Origin of the sequence: Streptomyces sp. 5K101, assembly GCF_046506645.1 — a bacterium.
Taxonomy (GTDB): domain Bacteria; phylum Actinomycetota; class Actinomycetes; order Streptomycetales; family Streptomycetaceae; genus Streptomyces.
The window spans coordinates 198,409-217,839 of the sequence record NZ_JBKFFO010000009.1 but is presented as its reverse complement, the minus strand read 5'-3'; the positions used below and the strand labels follow the sequence as shown (position 1 = coordinate 217,839).

Sequence of the window (19,431 nt, the reverse complement as noted above, 5' to 3'; positions counted from 1 at the left end):
TCCGTTGATCCAGGAAGAGCCTCAGACGTGCACATTCCCGCGACCCTGGTGCGTGGCGGCACAAGCAAGTGCTGGCTGTTCAACCAGGTCGAAGTCCCTTCCGACCGTGGCGACCTCGAAAGGCTGCTGGTCGCCGCGTACGGCGCCACCGACCCCGTGGAGCTGGACGGGGTGGGCGGGGCAACCCCCACCACCTCGAAAGCGGCCGTGGTCAGCGCCTCACCCCAACCTGGCGTCGACGTCGACTACCTGTTCGCTCAAGTCGGCATCGGGACGGGCTCGGTGGAGTGGACGAGCAACTGCGGCAACTGCGCCACCGGCGTCGCCCTGTACGCGGTGACCAAAGGAATGGTTCCGGTCACCGGCGACCGTACGCGCGTGGTGATGCGCAACACCAATACCGGCGCGGTCCTCGAAGGGATCGTCGACACCCCCGGAGGCGTGGTGCACCACTTCGGCCGCCAGACGGTACCCGGCACCCGTGCCGGCGGGGTCGCGGTCGGCCTCACCTTCCGCGACCCGGCCAGTGGCACCACCGGCTCCCCGTTCCCCACCGGCCAGGCCGCCCAGGACCTGCGGGTCGGCGCCGCCGAGCCGGTACGCGTGAGCATGGTGACCGCAGGAGCTCCGGTCGTCCTTGTCGACGCCGCCAGTGCCGGGCGTACCGGTGCCGAGCCACTGGAGCGGATGAGCGCAGACGTCCCCTGGCTGCGCACCATCCGTCATACCGCCGCACCCCTGATGGGGCTGCTCCAGCCGGGCGAGGAACCGGGCGACGCGGTGCCCAAGGTGGGCCTGGTCGGCCCGTCGGTGCCGTACACCACCACCCTCGGTGAACCGATCGGTGCCGAGGACTACGACGTGTCGGTGCGCATGCTCACCATGAACGCCCCGCACCCCGCGATCGGCCTGACCTCCGCCGTCGCCGTCGCGGCGGCCGGGCTGCTGGAGGGGTCCGTGGTCTGCCGGACCGCGGGCGGCCCGACCGACGAGTGGTTGCGCCTCGGCACGCCCGCCGGCGTCGTCGCGGTCCGCTGCACCGATGTAAGGGACGGCCTGCCGCACCGGGTCACCGTGCAGCGCGCGGCCCGTCTGCTCGCCGACGCCCGAATCTACGTACCGGAAGCAGGCAGCCCGCAAGCCGCCTGAGCCGCGACGAACATCACCTCGGTCAGGCTGGCTCCCAGCCGTCCGCACCGGGATACCCTCGCGCCCTCGGGGCGCGCCCCCCGTCCCCACCGCACCAAGGACAAAGATGTCTGCTGAAGTGATCTCCATAGGCGCCCTGCTGGTGATGTTCGTGGTCGGCACCGTGCTGCCGATCAACCTGGGCATCCTCGCCTTCGTCGCCACCTTCGCGGTCGGCACCGCCTCGCTCGGCCTCACCGAGGACGAGATCTTCGAGGGGTTCCCGGCCAAGCTCTTCGTCACCATCGTCGGAGTCACCTACCTGTTCTCCGTCGCCCGCCGCAACGGCACCATCGAATGGCTCGTCTCGGCCGGGGTGCGGCTGGTACGCGGCAAGGTCGGGCTCATCCCCTGGGTGCTGTTCCTGGTGGCCGCCCTGCTGACGGCGTTCGGTACGTTCACCCCGGCCGCGGTCGCGATCCTCGCGCCGATCGGCATGAACTTCGCCTACCGCTACAAGCTCAACCCGCTGGTCGTCGGCATGATGGTGATCAGCGGCGGGCACGCGGGCGCGTTCTCCCCGCTGGCCGTCTCCGGTGCGCTGGTGCTCGGCCTCGTCGACAAGACCGATCTTCAGGTCTCCGCCGTGGCGCTGTTCAGCGCCAGCTTCGTGATCAACCTGGTGCTCTCGATCCTCACCTACGCCCTGCTCGCCAAGCGTCCCGCCCCGCTGGTCGAGGGCGCCGCGGAGGCAACCGACGACGAGGACCTCGCCGTCTCCGGCAGGCCCGATTGGCGGCAGTGGCTCACCCTCGCCTCTCTGGTGGCCCTCGTCGTCGGCGCGCTCGGCTTCCACTTGGAGATCGGCTTCCTTGCGCTGGCTGCCGGCGCCCTGCTGGCCCTGGTGGACATGAGGCGGCAGGAGAAGGCCGTGGACGGTGTCAGCTGGTCCACCCTGCTTCTGGTCGCGGGCATGATGACGTACATCGCGATGCTGGAGAAGGCCGGCATCATCGAGGAGATCTCCGAACATGCCGCCAACCTGGGCGCCCCGATCCTCGTCGCCCTGCTGCTGTGCTTCACCGTGGCCATCACCTCCGCCTTCGCCTCCTCCACCGCGATTCTCACAGCGATCATCCCCATCGCCGTACCGCTGCTGCTCTCCAGCCACCTCACCCCCGCCGGACTGATCGCCGCGCTCGCCGTCTCCACGACGATCGTCGACACCTCTCCCTTCTCGACCAACGGAGCACTCGTCCTCAGTAACGCCCGTGGGGTGGACACCCGCCGCTTCTACCGCCAGGTCATCGGCTACACCGGCGGAATCGTGGCCCTCGGCCCCGTCGTTGCCTGGGGCGCCCTGGTCCTGCCCTGGTCATAGCGCAAAGACCGACGACGGACAGCGGAGGGCGCCGAGCCGGACCACACGGCGCCCTCCGTGCTGATTCTGTGTGCAGCACCAGGGGGATACGGACGCAGTCGGCGACGGGGGGCGTGTACCGATGCGACGCTTTCGACGCAACGCGGGTAAGGCCCCCACCTGGAGGTCAAGCGACCGCCGCTTCCGCATCGGGACTGTCGCACCCGACCCCGCCCGCCGTCGCGGGCCGTCCCCGCGCCTGTGCGGCCTGCAGACCCGCTCCCAGGTGCCGTCGACGGCCCACATCCTTGCGTTCCCCGATGCTTGGCAGGTCATAGGCGACGGCCGACTCCATGGGCCTGCCCTCGTACATCCACCGCACCCTTCTTATCCCAAGATCCACGAGCCGAAGGTATTCCTCCCGCTCACGGGCCAGAGGCTTGCGGCCGCAGTTCCCCCGCTCCTCCCGGATCTCGGAGTCCATCGCACCCCCTTGAACTGGGGTGTTGCGACGACCACTAGAACGGAAGTACCGGGGGGTGGCCCTGATCCGCCCGGACACCGACCCGGCCGAGGTGGCCCGCCCTGCACGAGGCCGGCGTCCGCGGCACCCGCGTCCACTTCGCCCCGCACCTGGGCAAAGCACCCTCCCCGCAGGAGATCGCGGCCGTCGTCGCCCTCGTCCGTCCCTACGGCTGGCACATCGCCCTGCACGTCACCGGCGACTGCCTCGCCGACCACGAAGAGCTCGTCCGCTCCCTGCCCCTGCCCGTCGTCATCGACCACATGGGCCGCCCTGACCTGCGCAAGGGCCTCCACTCCCACCGTGACAGCCCTCCGCCGACTCCTGGACACCGGCCACGTCTGGGTCAAGCTCAGCGGCGCCGACCGCATCGCCATCACCCCACCCGACCTGACCGACGCCGCCGCCCTGGCCCACCTCCTGTTCCGCACCGCTCCCGAACGGGCCGTCTCGGGCTCGGACTTCCCCCACCCAAACACCCACGGCTACGTCGCCGACGATGGAGACCTCGTCGACCTCCTCACCACCATCGCCCCCTCACCAGCCGACCGGACCCACCTCCTGGTGGACAACCCGACCCGCTGCTTCGACTTCGGCCCCGGGCCTCTCCAGTCATCGGCTCTGGCCTGTAGTCGGTTGTGACGCCGCGTAGCTGTCCGTGATCACGATCTTGTAATGGATGTCAACTCCCTTGTGGGGATGGTGATTTCCGGGCTGTCGGTGCTGGTCGTTGAGAACGTGGCGGACGGTGGTGACGCTGTGGTGGTCTCGGCCCGCACGCGGGATGTGGCGGTTGTCCGGTGTGCCGGACGCCGACGGTGAGGGTGCACGGGTATCACCGCCGGACGGTGACGGACGTGCCGGTCGACGGCCGCCAGGTCGTCGTCCACCTGCGCGTCCGGCGGCTGGTCTGTCCGGTGCTGGGTTGCTGGCGGCAGACCTTCCGCGAGCACATTCCCGGACTGCTGGAGCGCCATCAGCGCCGCATGGTGCGGCTTGCCTGGCAGACATCCCAGGTGGCGCGGGAGTTATGCGGCCGGGCGGCGGCATGGTCGACCACCGTGGCTATTGTCTTGGGCAGGCGCGGGCGTCGCGCTGCTGCACTTCCTTGAGCACGGCCGCCACGGTGGCGAAGTCGTTGTCGACGTGGAGCACGGTATGGCCGTGGTGGATCGCTGTTGCGCACACCAGGAGATCGATGGCTCCAGCGGCACGGTGCTGTCCGCGCTGGGTGAGCTTGTACTGGACGGTATCGACTCAGCGCCACGCGTTCTTCGGGACCGGCGAGAGCTGGCAGAGAGCATCCAACTCCCCGGTCAACTCGTCGCGATGAGATGGGCTGGTAGCCGAGTACAGAAACGCGGTGCGCGTCGGCTCGCAGATATGGAAGACCCCAGCAGCAATGTGCCCCTCCCAGGGCCGCAGCGCCCCAGGGGTACGGAACAGGTGCCACAGCGCAGAGGTATCAACGAGATACGTGATCACTCAAAGGCCGCCCAACGCGCGCGCTGAGCGGCTTCGTACGCAGCTGCGGCCTCCTCGAACTCGCCCCGCTCGGCCAGCTTCTCCGCGGCCTCAAGCCTCTTGATACGGGCCACGTAATCTCGCAGAGCCGTGTTGACGGTCTCCTTCTTCGTCGTCATGCCCATCAAGCGCATCGCCTCGGCCAGCGCCTCGTCATCAAGGTCGATCTGGGTAACGGACATGCTCACCACCCACTCTGGGGACATCATGCACATATCCGATGTACGTCACCAACATTCATCGCGGGAGCTCCACGGCGAGGGTCAGCGAAAGAAGCTGGGTCGGCGATTCGACCGCCACGTGATGACATCAATCCCGATCACCCTTAGGCCATACACGACCTACCAGGCATTCACTGCATTTCGGACACGCCGCGTCCACTGCGCGTCCACTTGATCTTGGTTCGGGGCTACAGTGAGGGTCCTCGGCGATTCACCGAGGACCCTCACTCCTGCATTTATGCAGGTCAGAACGATACCGCAATGCCACTCAGTGGTGGGGCGGGTGGGACTCGAACCCACGGCCGACGGATTATGAGTCCGCTGCTCTAACCGGCTGAGCTACCGCCCCTAACGGCGCGTCGCGCACATTTGTGCGCGCCGTCTGCCGCAGCATAGCCGGTCATACGATCTCCTGCCTCGCACGGACGGCAACGCTCCACCATGAGGACTTCGCTGCGTGCCGCCTGGTTCCGGATGTCGCCCGGATCACACGAGGAATGGCCCGGAACGCGAAAAAGGACCCTCGTCGGGGCCCTCTTCCGTCTCTGCTCCCCCGGCTGGACTCGAACCAGCAACCCTCCGGTTAACAGCCGAATGCTCTGCCAATTGAGCTACAGGGGATCGCGCTCCCCCGACTGGACTCGAACCAGTAACCTGCCGGTTAACAGCCGGCTGCTCTGCCAATTGAGCTACAGGGGATTGCTGCGTGTGCACCGATCGCACCTACCGGCAGTGCTTCCGGAGGGCGTGCGCTCGCTGCGACACATACATTAGCGCAAGCAGGGGGGTGCTCCGCCAATCGGTTCGGCACCGGGTGATCACGGGCCTCGACGGGTAGGCGGGCAGCACCGACGCAACGGAAGGTGACACCCATGCGGTACAAGCTCACGTTCGTCGTGGGGCTGGCGATCGGCTACGTGATCGGCACACGGGCCGGCCGCGAGCGCTACGAGCAGCTCAAGAGGTCCGTGCGGCAGTTCTCCCAGAACCCTGCGGTGCGCAACGCGGCCGAGTCGGCGGCCCACAACGGACGCGAGGCGGCGGGCAGGGCGTTCCACGCCGTGAGCGACAAGGTCGGCGACCGCGTGCCGGATTCGGTCGCCCAGCGGGTGCGCGCGCTGCGGGAGCGGGGCTCCGGCGGCGAGGACGAGTGGGGAACGAGCAACACCTGACACGCGCTGCCGCCGGAGAACCGGCGGCAGCGCCCGTTTCGGGCGCCGGACCGGCGGTACACGACCAGACCGCTCCCGGCGTACGGCAGAATTCCGGACATGGGGATAGTCGCCGGATTGGACAGCTCGTCCGCGTTCACACGCATAGTCGTCTGCGACGCGGACACAGGCGCAGTGCTGCGCCAGGGGTACGCGCCGCATCCCGTCGAGGCCAAGGCCACCGAGATCGATCCGCAGGCGTGGCTGCTCTCGCTCGGCGAGGCGGCCGGCGGGGGTCTGCTGGAGGGCGTGGAGGCCATCGGTGTCTCCGCCCAGCAGCACGGCCTGATCACGCTCGACGCGCAGGGCGGCCTGGTGCGGCCCGCGCTGCTCGGCAACGACAAGCGGGCGCAGGTCGCGGCGGCCGATCTGATCGACGCGCTCGGCGGGCGGCAGGCGTGGGCGGAGGCCGTCGGTTCGGTGCCGCAGGCCGCTCAGCCCGTGGCCAAGCTGCGCTGGCTGGCCCGAAGCGAGGCGGAGGCCGCGCAGCGGGTGGCGGCCGTGCTGCAGCCGCACGACTGGCTGGTGTGGCAGCTGCTCGGCCGCCCCGCCCGCCGGACCACCGACCGCGGCGGCGCCTCCGGCACCGGCTACTGGTCAGCGGCCACCGGCTCGTACCGTTCCGACCTCGTCGAGCTCGCGCTCGGGCACCCGTGTGCGCTGCCCGAGGTGCTGGGCCCCGCGGACGCCGCCGGGACCACGCCGGAGGGCCTGCTGATCTCGGCGGGCACCGGGGAGACCATGGCGGCCGCGTTCGGGCTCGGCGTCGGCACCGGCGACGCGGTGGTGTCGCTGGGGGCGTCCGGTTCCGTGATGGCCGTGCACCACGAGGCGCTGGCCGACCCGACCGGCATGATCACCTCCTTCGCCGACGCGACCGGGATGCAGCTGCCGGTCGTGCACACCCTCAATGCCGTACGGGCGCTGCGCGGGACCGCCGAGCTGCTGGGCACGGCCGACCTCGCCGAGCTGTCGGCGCTCGCCCTGAAGTCGACGCCCGGCTCGTCCGGCCTGGTGCTGCTGCCGTACCTGGAGGGCGAACGCACTCCCCAACTGCCGCATACGGCGGGCACGCTGAGCGGACTGCGGCGTGAGTCGATGAAGCCGGAGCACCTGGCGCGGGCCTCGTTCGAGGGCATGCTCTGTTCGCTGGCCGACGCGCTGGACGTGCTGCGCGGGCGCGGGGTCGACGTGCGCCGCGTGTTCCTGCTCGGGGCGGCTGCCGAACTGCCCGCCGTCCAGGCCATCGCCCCCTCCATCTTCGGGACGCAGCTCGTCGTGCCGCAGCCGGCGGACTACGCGGCCCTGGGTGCGGCCCGGCAGGCGGCGTGGGCGCTGGGGGCCGCACGCGGGACGCTGTCCCCGCAGGCGCCGCCGGCCTGGCAGGGCGCTGCCGCGCAGGTCTTCGAGGCGGGCGAGCAGGCCGCGGTGGGCAAGGCGGTGCGCCAGCAGTACGGGGCGACGCGGGACCAGATCCACCCGGGGGCGTTCAGCTCGTCGGTATGACAATCCGCTTTTGACTCGGGCTTGGGGAAAACCCTTGGGGTTTCGGCGACCGGGTGCCGGAAGATGAGGTGACCGCCGATCTTGCCGAGCCCGAGAGACCGCACGTGCTGATAAGACTGCTGCGGATTTATCTGAGTCCGTACAAGAAACCGATCGCCCTGCTGGTGGCGCTGCAGCTGCTGCAGACCAGCGCCACCCTCTATCTGCCGACCCTCAACGCCGACGTCATCGACAACGGTGTCGTCACCGGGGACACCGGTCACATCCTGACCGTCGGCGCGCTGATGATCGGCATCAGCGTGGTCCAGGTCCTGTGCAACATCGGGGCCGTCTTCTACGGGGCCCGGACCGCCGCCGCCCTCGGACGGGACGTGCGGGCCGACGTGTTCGCGCGGGTGCAGAGATTCTCCGCCCGCGAGGTCGGCCACTTCGGTGCGCCGTCCCTGATCACGCGGACGACGAACGACGTCCAGCAGGTCCAGATGCTGGTGCTGATGGCGTTCACGCTGATGGTGTCGGCGCCGATCATGTGCGTCGGCGGCATCGTGCTGGCGCTGGGGCAGGACGTGCCGCTGTCGGCCGTGCTGCTGGCGGTCGTGCCGGTCCTCGGCATCGCGGTGTCGCTGATCGTCAAGAAGATGCGGCCCCTGTTCCGCACCATGCAGGAGCGGCTCGACACGGTGAACAGGGTGCTGCGCGAGCAGATCACCGGCAATCGCGTCATCCGTGCCTTCGTCCGGGACCCGTACGAGAAGGAGCGCTTCCGCGGGGCGAACGACGAGCTGACGGACGTGTCGATGTCCACCGGCCGGCTGATGGCGCTCATGTTCCCCACCGTGATGACCGTGGTGAACGTGTCCTCCATCGCCGTCGTCTGGTTCGGCGCGCACCGCATCGACAGCGGCGCCATCCAGATCGGCGCGCTGACGGCCTTCCTCGCGTACCTGATGCAGATCGTGATGGCCGTGATGATGGCCACCTTCATGTTCATGATGGTGCCGCGTGCCGAGGTGTGCGCCGAGCGCATCCAGGAGGTGCTGGACACCGACTCCAGCGTCGTGCCGCCGAGCGCGCCCGTGCGTGAGCTGCGCGCCCGCGGCCGTCTTGAGGTGCGCGGCGTGGAGTTCTGCTACCCCGGCGCCGAGGAGCCGGTGCTGCGCGACATCGATCTGGTGGCGCGGCCGGGCGAGACCACCGCGATCATAGGCTCGACCGGCAGCGGCAAGTCGACGCTGCTGGGGCTGGTGCCGCGGCTGTTCGACGCGACGGGCGGCGAGGTGCTCGTCGACGGCGTGGACGTGCGGGAGCTGGACCAGGAGCTGATGGCGCGCACGGTCGGGCTCGTGCCGCAGAAGCCGTACCTGTTCTCCGGCACGGTGGCGACCAACCTGCGCTACGGGAAGCCGGACGCGACGGACGACGAGTTGTGGCAGGCGCTGGAGGTGGCGCAGGCGGCCGACTTCGTCCGTGGCCTCGAGGGCGGGCTGAACGCGCCCGTCGCCCAGGGCGGGACCAACGTCTCCGGCGGCCAGCGCCAGCGGCTTGCAATTGCCCGCACCCTGGTGCAGCGACCGGAGATCTACCTCTTCGACGACTCCTTCTCCGCGCTCGACTACGCGACGGACGCGGCGCTGCGGGCCGCGCTGGCGCGCGAGACCGCCGAGGCGACGGTCGTGATCGTCGCCCAGCGGGTGTCGACGATCCGTGACGCGGACCGGATCGTGGTGCTGGACGAGGGGCGGGTCGTGGGGTCGGGCACCCACTACGAGTTGATGCAGGGCAATGAGACGTACCGAGAGATCGTGCTCTCGCAGCTGACGGAGGCGGAGGCCGCATGAGCGGGGGACCTGCTGCACGGATGATGGCGGGCCAGAGTCCCGGCGAGCGGTCGATGGACTTCAAGGGCTCGGGCAAACGCCTGCTGCGACAGCTGGCGCCCGAGCGGGCCGCGCTGTGGTGGATGCTGGCGGCCGGTGTGCTGAGCGTCGCGCTGAACGTGATCGGGCCCAAGATCCTCGGCATGGCGACCGACCTCGTCTTCGCCGGCGTGGTCGGCCGGGAGATGGCCGACGGCACGACCAAGGAGCAGGCGGTCGAGGGCCTGCGGGCGAAGGGCGACGACGGGCTCGCCGACATGCTCTCCAAAGTGGACTTCACCCCGGGCGAGGGCATCGACTTCACCGCCGTGGGCAACGTGCTCCTGGCGGCCCTCGCCGTGTACGTGGCGGCGGGCCTGCTGATGCTGGTGTCGACGCGGCTGTCGATCAAGGTGATCAACCGGACCGTGTACCGGATGCGCGAGGACGTGCAGGCGAAGCTGTCGCGGCTGCCCCTGTCGTACTTCGACAAGGCCAAGCGCGGCGAGGTGCTCAGCCGTGCCACCAACGACATCGACAACATCTCGCAGACCCTCCAGCAGTCGATGGGCCAGCTGATCAACTCGCTGCTCACGATCGTCGGCGTGCTGGCGATGATGTTCTGGATCTCGCCGCTGCTGGCGCTGGTCGCGCTCGTCACCGTGCCGGTGTCGGTGTACGTGGCGACGCGGGTCGGCAAGCGGTCACAGCCGCACTTCGTCGCCCAGTGGAAGTCGACGGGCGCGCTGAACGCGCACGTCGAGGAGATGTACACCGGTCACGCGCTGGTGAAGGTCTTCGGACGGCAGAAGGAGTCGGCGCAGGCTTTCGCCGAGCAGAACGAGGCGCTGTACGAGGCCGGCTTCAAGGCGCAGTTCAACAGCGGGATGATGCAGCCGCTGATGCTCTTCGTCTCCAACCTGAACTATGTGCTGGTCGCCGTCGTCGGCGGGCTGCGGGTCGCGTCCGGCTCGCTCTCCATCGGTGACGTGCAGGCGTTCATCCAGTACTCGCGCCAGTTCTCGATGCCGCTGACACAGGTCGCCTCCATGGCGAACCTGGTGCAGTCGGGTGTCGCGTCCGCCGAGCGAATCTTCGAACTGCTGGACGCGCAGGAGCAGGAGCCGGACGCGCCGTCCGTCGAGCGGCCCGAGCGGACCCAGGGCCGGGTGTCGCTGGAGAAGGTGGCGTTCCGCTACGACCCGGAGAAGCCGCTGATCGAGGACCTGTCGCTCGCCGTCGAACCGGGGCACACCGTCGCGATCGTCGGCCCGACGGGCGCGGGCAAGACGACGCTGGTCAATCTGCTGATGCGGTTCTACGAGGTGACCGGCGGGCGGATCTCGCTCGACGGGGTCGACATCGCCAAGATGTCCCGCGAGGACCTGCGGTCGGGCATAGGCATGGTGCTGCAGGACACCTGGCTGTTCGGCGGCACGATCGCGGAGAACATCGCGTACGGCGCCTCGGGAAAGGTGACCCGGGAGGAGATCGAGGAGGCGGCTCGCGCGGCGCACGCGGACCGGTTCATCCGCACCCTGCCCGACGGCTACGACACGGTGATCGACGACGAGGGCTCGGGGGTGAGCGCCGGCGAGAAGCAGCTGATCACGATCGCGCGGGCGTTCCTGTCCGACCCGGTGATCCTGGTGCTGGACGAGGCGACGAGCTCGGTCGACACACGTACGGAGGTGCTGATCCAGAAGGCGATGGCCCGCCTGGCCCACGGCCGCACGAGCTTTGTGATCGCCCACCGGCTCTCCACGATCCGGGACGCGGACGTGATCCTGGTGATGGAGGACGGGTCGATCGTCGAGCAGGGGACGCACGAGGAGCTGTTGGCGGCGGAGGGGGCGTACGCGCGGCTGTACGCGGCGCAGTTCGCGCAGGCGGTGGTCGAGGTGGAGTAGCCCCCATCCCGGCCCTCCCCACAACCGGGACTCCGCCCCGGACCCGGCTGCCCACGGAGAGCCCTTGCTGCGCGGGCTCAGTGGGAGTGCCTGTCCCGCCGGGCAGGAACGCCGCGGCCCCGATGGCGCGGCTCGCCCCTGTGGGATGCGCCCGACCCCCGGGTATGAGATCCGGCCACGTCGCGGCCGCGCGGCGACGCGGCATCGGGTTCGGGGCAGCGGCCCCCGGGGGGGCGCTACACGCAGGGGCGCGGGCGGGGCGCGTCAGTCGAGGTAGCCGCGGAGTTGGTCGGCGAACGCGTGGTCGCGGAGTTTGGTCAGGGTCTTGGACTCGATCTGGCGGATGCGTTCGCGCGTCACGCCGAAGAGGCGGCCGATCTCCTCCAGCGTGCGGGGGCGGCCGTCGGCCAGGCCGTAGCGCAGTTGGACCACCTTGCGTTCGCGTTCGCCGAGCGTGGACAGCACCGCCTCCAGGTGCTCGCGCAGGAGCAGGAAGGACGCCGACTCGACCGGCGACGCGGCGTCGCCGTCCTCGATCAGGTCGCCGAGGGCGACATCGTCCTCCTCGCCCACCGGCGCGTGCAGCGACACCGGTTCCTGCGCGAGGCGCAGCACCTCGCCGACCCGCTCGGGCGGCAGGTCGAGCTGGGCGGCGACCTCCTCGGGCGTCGGCTCGTAGCCCCGCTCCTGAAGCATCCGGCGCTGTACGCGGACCACGCGGTTGATCAGCTCCACGACATGGACCGGCACCCGGATCGTGCGGGCCTGGTCGGCGAGCGCCCGGGACATGGCCTGGCGGATCCACCACGTCGCGTACGTCGAGAACTTGTAGCCGCGGGCGTAGTCGAACTTCTCGACGGCCCGGATCAGGCCCAGGTTCCCCTCCTGGACGAGGTCGAGCATGGTGAGCCCGCGGCCCACGTAGCGCTTGGCGACGGAGACGACGAGGCGGAGGTTGGCCTCGATCAGACGGCGCTTGGCGACCCGGCCCATGACGACCAGCCGGTCGAGGTCGACCGCGAGCCGGGAGTCCGGGTCGGGCGTGCTCGCCAGCTTCTCCTCGGCGAAGAGGCCCGCCTCGACGCGCCGCGCCAGCTCGACCTCCTCGGCCGCGGTGAGCAGCGGGATGCGGCCGATCTCGCGCAGGTACTGGCGGAACAGGTCGGAGGACGGCCCCGACCCCTCGGCGGCGCGGGCCACGGGCCGGGGCGGCTCGGGCAGTTCGAGTTCGCCGGGGGCCTCGTCCGCGGTCGCGCTCGCGTCCGCGGGGTCCGGCACCGCCTCCGGGTGCCGCGCCGGCCGGCCCTGTACGGGCACCTGCTCGACGGCGGCCGTGGCGACGGCCACGGCGGCGTCGGTCTCGGTCAGGGTCTGGGTCTGCACGGGGGCGACCTCCAGGGTGTTCGCTGCCGGCCGGGGGCGTGCGGCAACTCCGAGGGCTCAGGCACCGCCCCCAGTGTGGGGTACGACACATCCCTGCCACGAGGGGCGTGCGGTGACTTTTTGCGACCCGTGCGTGACCGGTCGGTTACTCGGGTGCCCGGCGTACGGGAGTCTGGGAGTATCTGCCGGTGCACAAGAGCTGTGAGTACGAGACCCATGTGACCGTGCGCTGCGGAGCCGGCGGGGAGGAGAGGCTGGACGCCTGGGCGCACGCCGCCGGGCTGAAGGTGACCCACATCGAGCTGGCGCGGGGCCGGATGGTCTCCCAGCCGATGCTGACCCTGAAGGGCCACGACGGATTCGCGGCCCAACGGGCCACCGCGGAGCGGCTGGTGGAACGGCTGCGGTCGGCCGGCTTCGCCCCGGTGCGGGTGAAGATCGAGACCATGCCGTGGTCACCGGAGGTCGCGGCGGCCGCGGACGGGTACTTCGAGCACCACGTGAAGCTGCTGCTCGACCGGGACTTCGACCGCGAGGCGCTCGCCGCGCTGGCCGTGCGGCACGGGGCGCACCTGTCGTGGAACGCGCGCAGGGTGTCCGGCGGCGGACGGCACGAGCGGTTCGTGACGCAGCGCTGTCACGGGGTGTCCGCGGCGGAAGCGGGCGGGGCATGCGACGCGCTGGTCGCGGAGTTGCGGTCGGCGGGTCACGACATCCTTTCCGAGGAGCGGGAGTTCGTGCTGTACGACAGTGACCTGTCGGTGGACGACGGGTGGATCGAGGAGGGGGCGGCACAGTGACGCAGGCAGGCAGACGGCCGATTCCGGGTGGGCCGGAGGATCTGGCCGAGTCCAGGGCGGACATCGAGCGGCGCACCACGGAACTGCCGCGCACCCTGCGGGTGGGCATGGACCACAAGGGCGCGCAGCACCTGGTCTTCGATCCGGCGCTCAAGCATTTCACCAGGGCGTTCCGGCCGTTGGACGCTGTCACGCCCGATGCCGCGGCCTGGCGGTCGGCCCGGCGCGCCGCGCTCGACACGGTCCTCGCCGCCGTCTCCCGGTCGGGGTGGGCCGATTCGCTGGTGCTGCGCGGCAGCATGCTGATGGCGGCCTGGTTCCCGGGGGAGGCACGCGAGCCGAAGGATCTCGACTTCGTGGTCGTGCCCGCCGACTGGAACATCGAAGAGGAGCGCACCGGCACCATGCTGGCCGGGATCGCGTCGGCCGCCCAGCGCGCGGCCCAGGAGCGGGGCGGCCCGCTGACGATCGACGCGGGCGGCGCCGAGTCCGAGTACATCTGGACGTACGACCGGGTGCCGGGCCGCCGGATGGTGCTGCCGTGGTCCGTTCCGGGCCTGCCCGACGGGCAGGTGCAGCTCGACTTCGTCTTCAACGAGCACCTGCCCGAGGAGCCGGTGCGCACAACGGTCGCCGGCACCGAGCTGCGGACGGCCGGCCCGGAATTGTCACTGGCGTGGAAGGTCCAGTGGCTGCTGACCGACTGCTACGCGCAGGGCAAGGACCTCTACGACGCCGCCCTGCTCGCGGAACGCCACCCGCTGTGCCCCGAACTGCTGCACGAGGTGTTCCGGCTGACCGGCGAATGGCCGTACCCGTACCGGAAGACAGTCCTGTTCGAGGACGTCGAGGAAGCCGTCCGCGACGTGGAGTGGGACCACTTCGCCGCGGACTATCCCCAGTTCGCGGACGACGAGCGGGTGTACGCGCAACGGCTGCTGACGGCGCTCGCCCCGACCTTCGCGCACGAACGGTAACCCCTGGGGCCGTCTCGGCGGGGAACCTGACGTCGCGCCCCGTTCCGGGACCGGCCGCGAGGAGCGGGCACACGGACCTCGTGCGAGTCGGCCGAGGACGACCGGCCAGGGCGGCCCGACCGCCGGGGTCACTCTCCGCCGACGGATTCGCCGAGCCGGCCGAGTGGATGCTGCTACAGCGCCGACGCGCCCTGGTTGCGGAGGGACTGGGCGTACTGCTGGAGGACCCAGAGCTCGTTGGCCACGGCCGCGTACCGCTCGGGGTCGGGGGTGCTTCCCAGGCGGGCCATCGTGCCCTGGATGTCGCGGATGCGGCGGTCCACCGCGCGCAGCCGGACCTGGACGAGCTGCTCGCCCGCGTACGCCTCGTCGACGGTCCTGCCGTGGACCGCTTCCACCGCGAGCTCGGTGACGAGGGCGCGCACCGTGTCGTTCGGCGCGGCGTCGCGGACGCGGGCCAGGTAGCCGGGGGTGTCCCCGGCGCCCTGCTCGGCTCCGCCCGCGTCCTCGATGGTCTGGCGCACGGCCGCGTAGGGCGGGGCGGTGAACTCGTCGACCCCGTAGGCGTCGAAGGCCGGCGAGACCAGGGCCGGGTACTGGAGGGCGAGCTTGAGCAGTTCGCGCTCGGTGCGGTGGGCGGGGCTGCGCAGGTTGAGCGCGGGCCCGGACGCGTGCTGGGGCGGCGACGGTGCCTGGACCTGCTGCTGCGGCCGCGCGGGCCCAGGCCTCTCCGGGCCGCCGCGGCCGCGCTCTCGGGCCCAACGAGCCAGTTGCGCCACGCGCTTGACCACGAACTGCGTGTCGAGGATCCCGAGCATGCCGGCGAGCTGGACGGCCGACTCGTGCTGGATCGCGATGTTCTTGATGCCGGCGACGACGGGGGCGGCCTCGTCGAGTGCGGCGGCGCGCCCGGCGGGGGTCTCCAGATTGTGCCGGGCCACCATCTGCCGGATGGCGAACTCGAAGAGCGGCGTGCGGGATTCGACCAGCTTCTGCACCGACGCGTCACCCTCGGCGAGCCGCAGCTCGCACGGGTCCATGCCGCCGGGGGTGATCGCGATGGACGTCTCGGCGGCGAACTTCTGGTCGTCCTCGAAAGCCCGCAGCGCGGCCTTCTGACCGGCCGCGTCACCGTCGAAGGTGAAGATCACCTCGGCGGTGGCGTTGTCCATCAGCAGCCGGCGCAAGATTTTGATGTGGTCGCCGCCGAACGCCGTGCCACAGGTCGCGATCGCGGTGGTGACGCCCGCCAGGTGGCAGGCCATCACGTCCGTGTACCCCTCGACGACGACCGCCCGGCTGGTGCGGGCGATCTCCTTCTTGGCGAGGTCGATGCCGTACAGGACGTGCGACTTCTTGTAGATCGCGGTCTCGGGGGTGTTCAGGTACTTCGGGCCGTTGTCGTCGTCGCGCAGCTTGCGGGCGCCGAAGCCGACGACCTCGCCCGTGATGTCGCGGATGGGCCACATCAGCCGGCCGCGGAAGCGGTCGATGGGGCCGCGCCGGCCGTCCTGGGAGAGGCCGGAGAGGACGAGCTCCTTGTCGCTGAAGCCCTTGCCGCGCAGGTAGCGGGTGAGGTGGTCCCAGCCGGCCGGGCTGTAGCCGACGCCGAAGTGCTGGGCGGCCGCCTGGTCGAAGCCGCGCTCGGCGAGGAACTTCCGGCCGATCTCGGCCTCGGGGCCGTCGAGCTGCCCGACGTAGAACTCGGCGGCGATCTTGTGCGCCTCGACGAGGCGGATCCGCTCGCCGCGCTGGTGGGTGGGGTTGTACCCGCCCTCCTCGTAGCGCAGGGTGATGCCCGCCTGGGCGGCAAGGCGCTCGACCGTCTCCGAGAAGGACAGGTGGTCGATCTTCATCACGAAGGCGATGGTGTCGCCGCCTTCCTGGCAGCCGAAGCAGTGGAACAGTCCCTTGCTCGGGCTGACCTGGAAGGAGGGTGACTTCTCGTCGTGGAAGGGGCACAGCCCCTTGAGGTTGCCGCCGCCCGCGTTGCGCAGCTGGAGGTACTCGGACACGACGGCGTCGATCGGGACCGCGTCCCGCACCGCCTTCACGTCGTCATCGTTGATCCTGCCTGCCACGCGTGAATTCTACGGTGGCGCGGGGACAGCGCCCTCAGCCGCCGAGCTCCGCGAGCGGGACGCTCGGGTCGCCCAGCGCCTGGGCGTCCACGCGGGCCTTGGACCGGATGAGCTGCTGGACGGTCTCGGTGACGTCCCACACATTGACGTTCATCCCCGCCAGCACCCGGCCCCCGCTCAGCCAGAATGCGATGAACTCGCGCTTGCCGACGTCGCCGCGCAGCACGACCTGGTCGTACGACCCGGGGGGCGCCCAGCCGCTGTACTCCATGCCCAGGTCGTACTGGTCGGAGAAGAAGTACGGGACGCGGTCGTAGCTGACGTCCCGGCCGAGCATGGCGCGGGCGGCGGCCGGGCCGCCGTTCAGCGCGTTCGCCCAGTGCTCGACGCGCAGGCGGGCGCCGATCAGCGGGTGCTGGGCGGCGGCGACGTCACCGGCCGCGTAGATGTCGGGGTCCGAGGTGCGCAGGCTCGCGTCGACGGCGATGCCGCCGCCGTGCGCCCGGTCCGCGAGCGCGAGCCCCGCGCCCTCGGCGAGCGCGGTGCGCGGGGCGGCGCCGATCGCAGCGAGCACCTCGTGGGCGGGGTGCTCCTCACCGTCGTCCGTACGCACGGCGAGCACCATGCCGTCCTGGCCGGTGATCTCGGTGAGGCGGGCGCCGAAGTGGAAACGGACGCCGCGCTCGCGGTGCAGCTCGGCGAAGACCTGGCCGAGCTCGGGCCCGATGACCTGGTGGAGGGGGGTGGCCTCCGGTTCCACGACGGTCACCTCGGCGCCGTAATCGCGGGCCGCGGCGGCGACCTCCAGGCCGATCCAGCCGGCTCCCGCGATGACCAGGTGGCCGTTCTCCCGGCCGAGCGCGGCGAGGACGCCGCGCAGCCGGTCGGCGTGGGCGAGCCGGCGCAGGTGGTGGACTCCGGCGAGGCCGGTGCCGGGGATGTGGAGGCGGCGCGGCTCGGCGCCGGTGGCGAGCAGCAGTTTGTCGTAGTGGACGACGGCCCCGTCGCCGAGGCGGACGGACTTGGCCGCGCGGTCGATGGACACCACCGGCTGGCCGAGGTGCAGCTCGACGTCCGCCTGCGCGTACCAGCCCGGCTCGTGGACGAAGACGCTGTCGCGTTCCTCCTTGCCCGTGAGGAAGCCCTTGGACAGCGGCGGCCGTTCGTACGGGTGGTCGCGTTCGTCGCCGATGAGGATCACTCGCCCGGTGAACCCCTCCGCGCGGAGGGTCTCCGCGGCCTTGGCCCCGGCCAGTCCACCGCCGACGATGACGAAGGTCCGATGTGCGTCGACCACGTGATGCCTCCTAGAGTCCCTGCACTGTTTGTCTCTGCGCCGCTCGGCCTTCAGCGAGCGTCCCGCACCGAGCGTGGCGGCGGAAGAGGGAGTGCCCCTCGGGCGTGTCAAACCGGACGAATCGACAAACGATCACCGTACTCGGGGGAGCCGCTGTCGCGGGGGTCAGCGGCGCAGGAGCAGGCGGGCGTGCAGGGTGCGGGTGTCGGCGGGGTCAGCGGCGCAGGAGCAGGCGGGCGTGCAGCGTGCGGGCGGAGGCGTCGGTGAGCGAGGCGATCTGGTCGACGATCACGCGCTTGCGGGCCCGGTCGTCGGGCGCGGCCTCGAACAGCGCCCGGAACTGCGGCTCCAGTCCTTCCGGCGCCCGGGCGGTGAGCGCGCCGGCCAGCTCGGCCAGCACGATGCGCTGGTCGGCGCGGAGCGCCTCCTGCTCGGCGCGCTGCATCACATAGCGGTCGGCGACGGCCTTGAGGACGGCGCATTCGTTGCGCGTGGCGGGCGGGACGACGAGCTCGGCCTCGTACCGGGTGAGCCCGCCGCTGCCGAACGCATGGCGGGTGGCGCCCTCGGCGGCCAGCGCAAACCTCCCGATGAGCTGGCTGGTCGCGTCCTTGAGCCGGGCCTGGGCGACGGCCGAGCCGTCGTAGTGGTGCGGCCACCAGGGCTCGTCGATCAGCCGGTCGAGCGCTTCCGACAGCTCCTCGGGGTCGGTGTCCTTCGACACGTAACGGCCCACGGCGACGGCCCAGATCCCCTCGCGCTCGGCCGGGGACAGCAGGCAGTTGGGGTCGATGTGCCCGGCGTGCAGCCCGTCCTCGAAGTCGTGCACCGAGTACGCCACGTCGTCGGACCAGTCCATGACCTGCGCCTCGAAGCACTTGCGGTGCGCCGGTGCGCCGCGGCGCACCCAGGCGAAGACCGGCAGGTCGTCCTCGTACACCCCGAACTTCCCCGAGGACGGGTCGGTGGGGTGTCCGCCGCGCGGCCAGGGGTACTTGGTGGCGGCGTCCAGCGCGGCCCGGGTGAGGTTGAGCCCGACGCTGACGGGCTCGTCGTGGCCGTCCACGGGGACGAACCGCTTGGGCTCGATACGGGTGAGCAGCCGCAGCGACTGGGCGTTGCCCTCGAAGCCGCCGCAGTCCTCGGCGAATTCGTTGAGCGCCTGCTCGCCGTTGTGGCCGAACGGGGGGTGGCCCAGGTCGTGGGCGAGGCAGGCCGCCTCGACGAGGTCCGGGTCGCAGCCGAGCGCCGCGCCGAGCTCGCGCCCGATCTGGGCGCACTCCAGCGAGTGCGTCAGCCGGGTGCGGGGACTGGCGTCCCAGGCGTGGCTGCGGGTGCCGGGGGTGACGACCTGCGTCTTGCCGGCGAGGCGGCGCAGCGCGGACGAGTGCAGGACGCGGGCGCGGTCGCGCTGGAAGGCCGTGCGACCGGGCCGCTTGTCCGGCTCGGGCGCGAAGCGCTCGGCGTCCGCGGTGCCGTAGCCGTCGGGTGCGGAGGAATCGGAGGCGTACGCCTCGGGGGTCCTGGCCCTGATCCCGGTCCCGGTCCCCGGAGCGGGCGTCTCGCGGGCGTGTGGGGTGGGTGCCTGGGGGTCGGGCGGCCAGGTGTTGCCGTTGGTGCCGGTGGTGCCAGTGCCATCCATGCACCGAAGGTA

At 70.9% G+C, this 19,431-nt stretch carries 15 protein-coding genes, 3 tRNA genes and 3 pseudogenes; 11 read left to right on the top strand and 10 right to left on the bottom strand.

The genetic code is table 11. The annotated features are described in order from the left end of the window. Window positions 1-27: 27 nt before the first annotated feature. Both ACLB9X_RS19375 and ACLB9X_RS19370 read left to right on the top strand, forming a co-directional pair. Window positions 28-1,149, top strand: a complete 1,122-nt coding sequence (locus ACLB9X_RS19375; RefSeq protein ID WP_410361628.1) for a PrpF domain-containing protein — start codon at window positions 28-30, stop codon at window positions 1,147-1,149. A gap of 106 nt (window positions 1,150-1,255) precedes the next feature. Beyond that, window positions 1,256-2,509, top strand: a complete 1,254-nt coding sequence (locus tag ACLB9X_RS19370) for an SLC13 family permease (protein WP_410361627.1) — start codon at window positions 1,256-1,258, stop codon at window positions 2,507-2,509. A 166-nt stretch (window positions 2,510-2,675) separates the two neighbouring features. Here ACLB9X_RS19370 and ACLB9X_RS19365 read toward each other — a convergent pair whose 3' ends face one another. Then, window positions 2,676-2,972 carry a hypothetical protein gene (locus ACLB9X_RS19365; protein ID WP_410361626.1) on the bottom strand — a complete coding sequence of 99 codons (297 nt, stop codon included), beginning with the start codon at window positions 2,970-2,972 and terminating at the stop codon, window positions 2,676-2,678. A gap of 101 nt (window positions 2,973-3,073) precedes the next feature. Between ACLB9X_RS19365 and ACLB9X_RS19360 the strand changes: the two are divergent. The 3 genes and pseudogenes from ACLB9X_RS19360 to ACLB9X_RS19350 all read left to right on the top strand — a co-directional run. Beyond that, window positions 3,074-3,292: pseudogene (locus ACLB9X_RS19360) on the top strand (amidohydrolase family protein); the annotation flags it as partial. 22 nt (window positions 3,293-3,314) lie between these two features. Further along, entirely contained in the window at window positions 3,315-3,653 is a 339-nt protein-coding gene (locus ACLB9X_RS19355; protein WP_410361625.1) for an amidohydrolase family protein, read from the top strand. 60 nt (window positions 3,654-3,713) lie between these two features. Then, a pseudogene (locus tag ACLB9X_RS19350) lies at window positions 3,714-4,060 on the top strand (transposase family protein); the annotation flags it as partial. A 16-nt stretch (window positions 4,061-4,076) separates the two neighbouring features. Here ACLB9X_RS19350 and ACLB9X_RS19345 read toward each other — a convergent pair. The 5 genes and pseudogenes from ACLB9X_RS19345 to ACLB9X_RS19325 form a co-directional block, all read right to left on the bottom strand. Next, window positions 4,077-4,496, bottom strand: a pseudogene (locus tag ACLB9X_RS19345) (PIN domain nuclease). Then, window positions 4,493-4,717: a type II toxin-antitoxin system VapB family antitoxin gene (locus tag ACLB9X_RS19340; protein WP_410361624.1), complete on the bottom strand. Its 225-nt coding sequence runs from the start codon at window positions 4,715-4,717 to the stop codon at window positions 4,493-4,495. The pseudogene ACLB9X_RS19345 and the gene ACLB9X_RS19340 overlap by 4 nt, the downstream one beginning before the upstream one ends. 311 nt (window positions 4,718-5,028) lie before the next feature. Continuing rightward, window positions 5,029-5,105 (bottom strand) — tRNA-Ile (locus ACLB9X_RS19335). Window positions 5,106-5,304: 199 nt separating this feature from the next. Next, a tRNA-Asn gene (locus ACLB9X_RS19330) sits at window positions 5,305-5,377 on the bottom strand. Between the two features lie 5 nt (window positions 5,378-5,382). Beyond that, window positions 5,383-5,455 (bottom strand) — tRNA-Asn (locus tag ACLB9X_RS19325). A gap of 173 nt (window positions 5,456-5,628) precedes the next feature. Between ACLB9X_RS19325 and ACLB9X_RS19320 the strand changes: the two genes are divergently transcribed. From ACLB9X_RS19320 to ACLB9X_RS19305, 4 genes are all read left to right on the top strand, one after another. Beyond that, entirely contained in the window at window positions 5,629-5,928 is a 300-nt protein-coding gene (locus tag ACLB9X_RS19320) for a YtxH domain-containing protein (RefSeq protein ID WP_410361623.1), read from the top strand. A gap of 99 nt (window positions 5,929-6,027) precedes the next feature. Further along, complete coding sequence (locus tag ACLB9X_RS19315) at window positions 6,028-7,473, top strand: FGGY family carbohydrate kinase (RefSeq protein WP_410361622.1); 1,446 nt, start codon at window positions 6,028-6,030, stop codon at window positions 7,471-7,473. A gap of 104 nt (window positions 7,474-7,577) precedes the next feature. Continuing rightward, window positions 7,578-9,311 (top strand): ABC transporter ATP-binding protein, encoded by a 1,734-nt coding sequence (locus ACLB9X_RS19310; RefSeq protein WP_410361727.1) that lies wholly within the window; start codon window positions 7,578-7,580, stop codon window positions 9,309-9,311. A gap of 20 nt (window positions 9,312-9,331) precedes the next feature. After that, window positions 9,332-11,239 (top strand): ABC transporter ATP-binding protein, encoded by a 1,908-nt coding sequence (locus ACLB9X_RS19305; protein ID WP_410361726.1) that lies wholly within the window; start codon window positions 9,332-9,334, stop codon window positions 11,237-11,239. A 264-nt stretch (window positions 11,240-11,503) separates the two neighbouring features. Here the strand turns inward: ACLB9X_RS19305 and ACLB9X_RS19300 are convergent, their stop codons facing one another. Next, window positions 11,504-12,607 carry an RNA polymerase sigma factor gene (locus ACLB9X_RS19300; protein ID WP_410361725.1) on the bottom strand — a complete coding sequence of 368 codons (1,104 nt, stop codon included), beginning with the start codon at window positions 12,605-12,607 and terminating at the stop codon, window positions 11,504-11,506. A gap of 203 nt (window positions 12,608-12,810) precedes the next feature. Here ACLB9X_RS19300 and ACLB9X_RS19295 point away from each other — a divergent pair, with 203 nt between their 5' ends. Next, window positions 12,811-13,422, top strand: coding sequence for a hypothetical protein (locus ACLB9X_RS19295; protein WP_410361621.1), 612 nt, complete (start codon window positions 12,811-12,813; stop codon window positions 13,420-13,422). Beyond that, window positions 13,419-14,399: a nucleotidyl transferase AbiEii/AbiGii toxin family protein gene (locus tag ACLB9X_RS19290; RefSeq protein WP_410361620.1), complete on the top strand. Its 981-nt coding sequence runs from the start codon at window positions 13,419-13,421 to the stop codon at window positions 14,397-14,399. Before ACLB9X_RS19295 ends, ACLB9X_RS19290 begins: the two co-directional genes overlap by 4 nt. A 173-nt stretch (window positions 14,400-14,572) precedes the next feature. On the opposite strand, the gene dnaG is transcribed toward ACLB9X_RS19290, so the two are convergent. The 3 genes from dnaG to ACLB9X_RS19275 all read right to left on the bottom strand — a co-directional run bounded on the left by dnaG (window position 14,573) and on the right by ACLB9X_RS19275 (window position 19,419). Beyond that, on the bottom strand, window positions 14,573-16,480 hold the full coding sequence (gene dnaG, locus ACLB9X_RS19285; RefSeq protein ID WP_410361619.1) for a DNA primase: 1,908 nt from the start codon (window positions 16,478-16,480) through the stop codon (window positions 14,573-14,575). Window positions 16,481-16,514: 34 nt separating this feature from the next. Then, entirely contained in the window at window positions 16,515-17,777 is a 1,263-nt protein-coding gene (locus ACLB9X_RS19280) for an NAD(P)/FAD-dependent oxidoreductase (RefSeq protein WP_410361618.1), read from the bottom strand. Between the two features lie 214 nt (window positions 17,778-17,991). Then, entirely contained in the window at window positions 17,992-19,419 is a 1,428-nt protein-coding gene (locus ACLB9X_RS19275) for a deoxyguanosinetriphosphate triphosphohydrolase (protein WP_410361617.1), read from the bottom strand. Window positions 19,420-19,431: the final 12 nt, after the last annotated feature.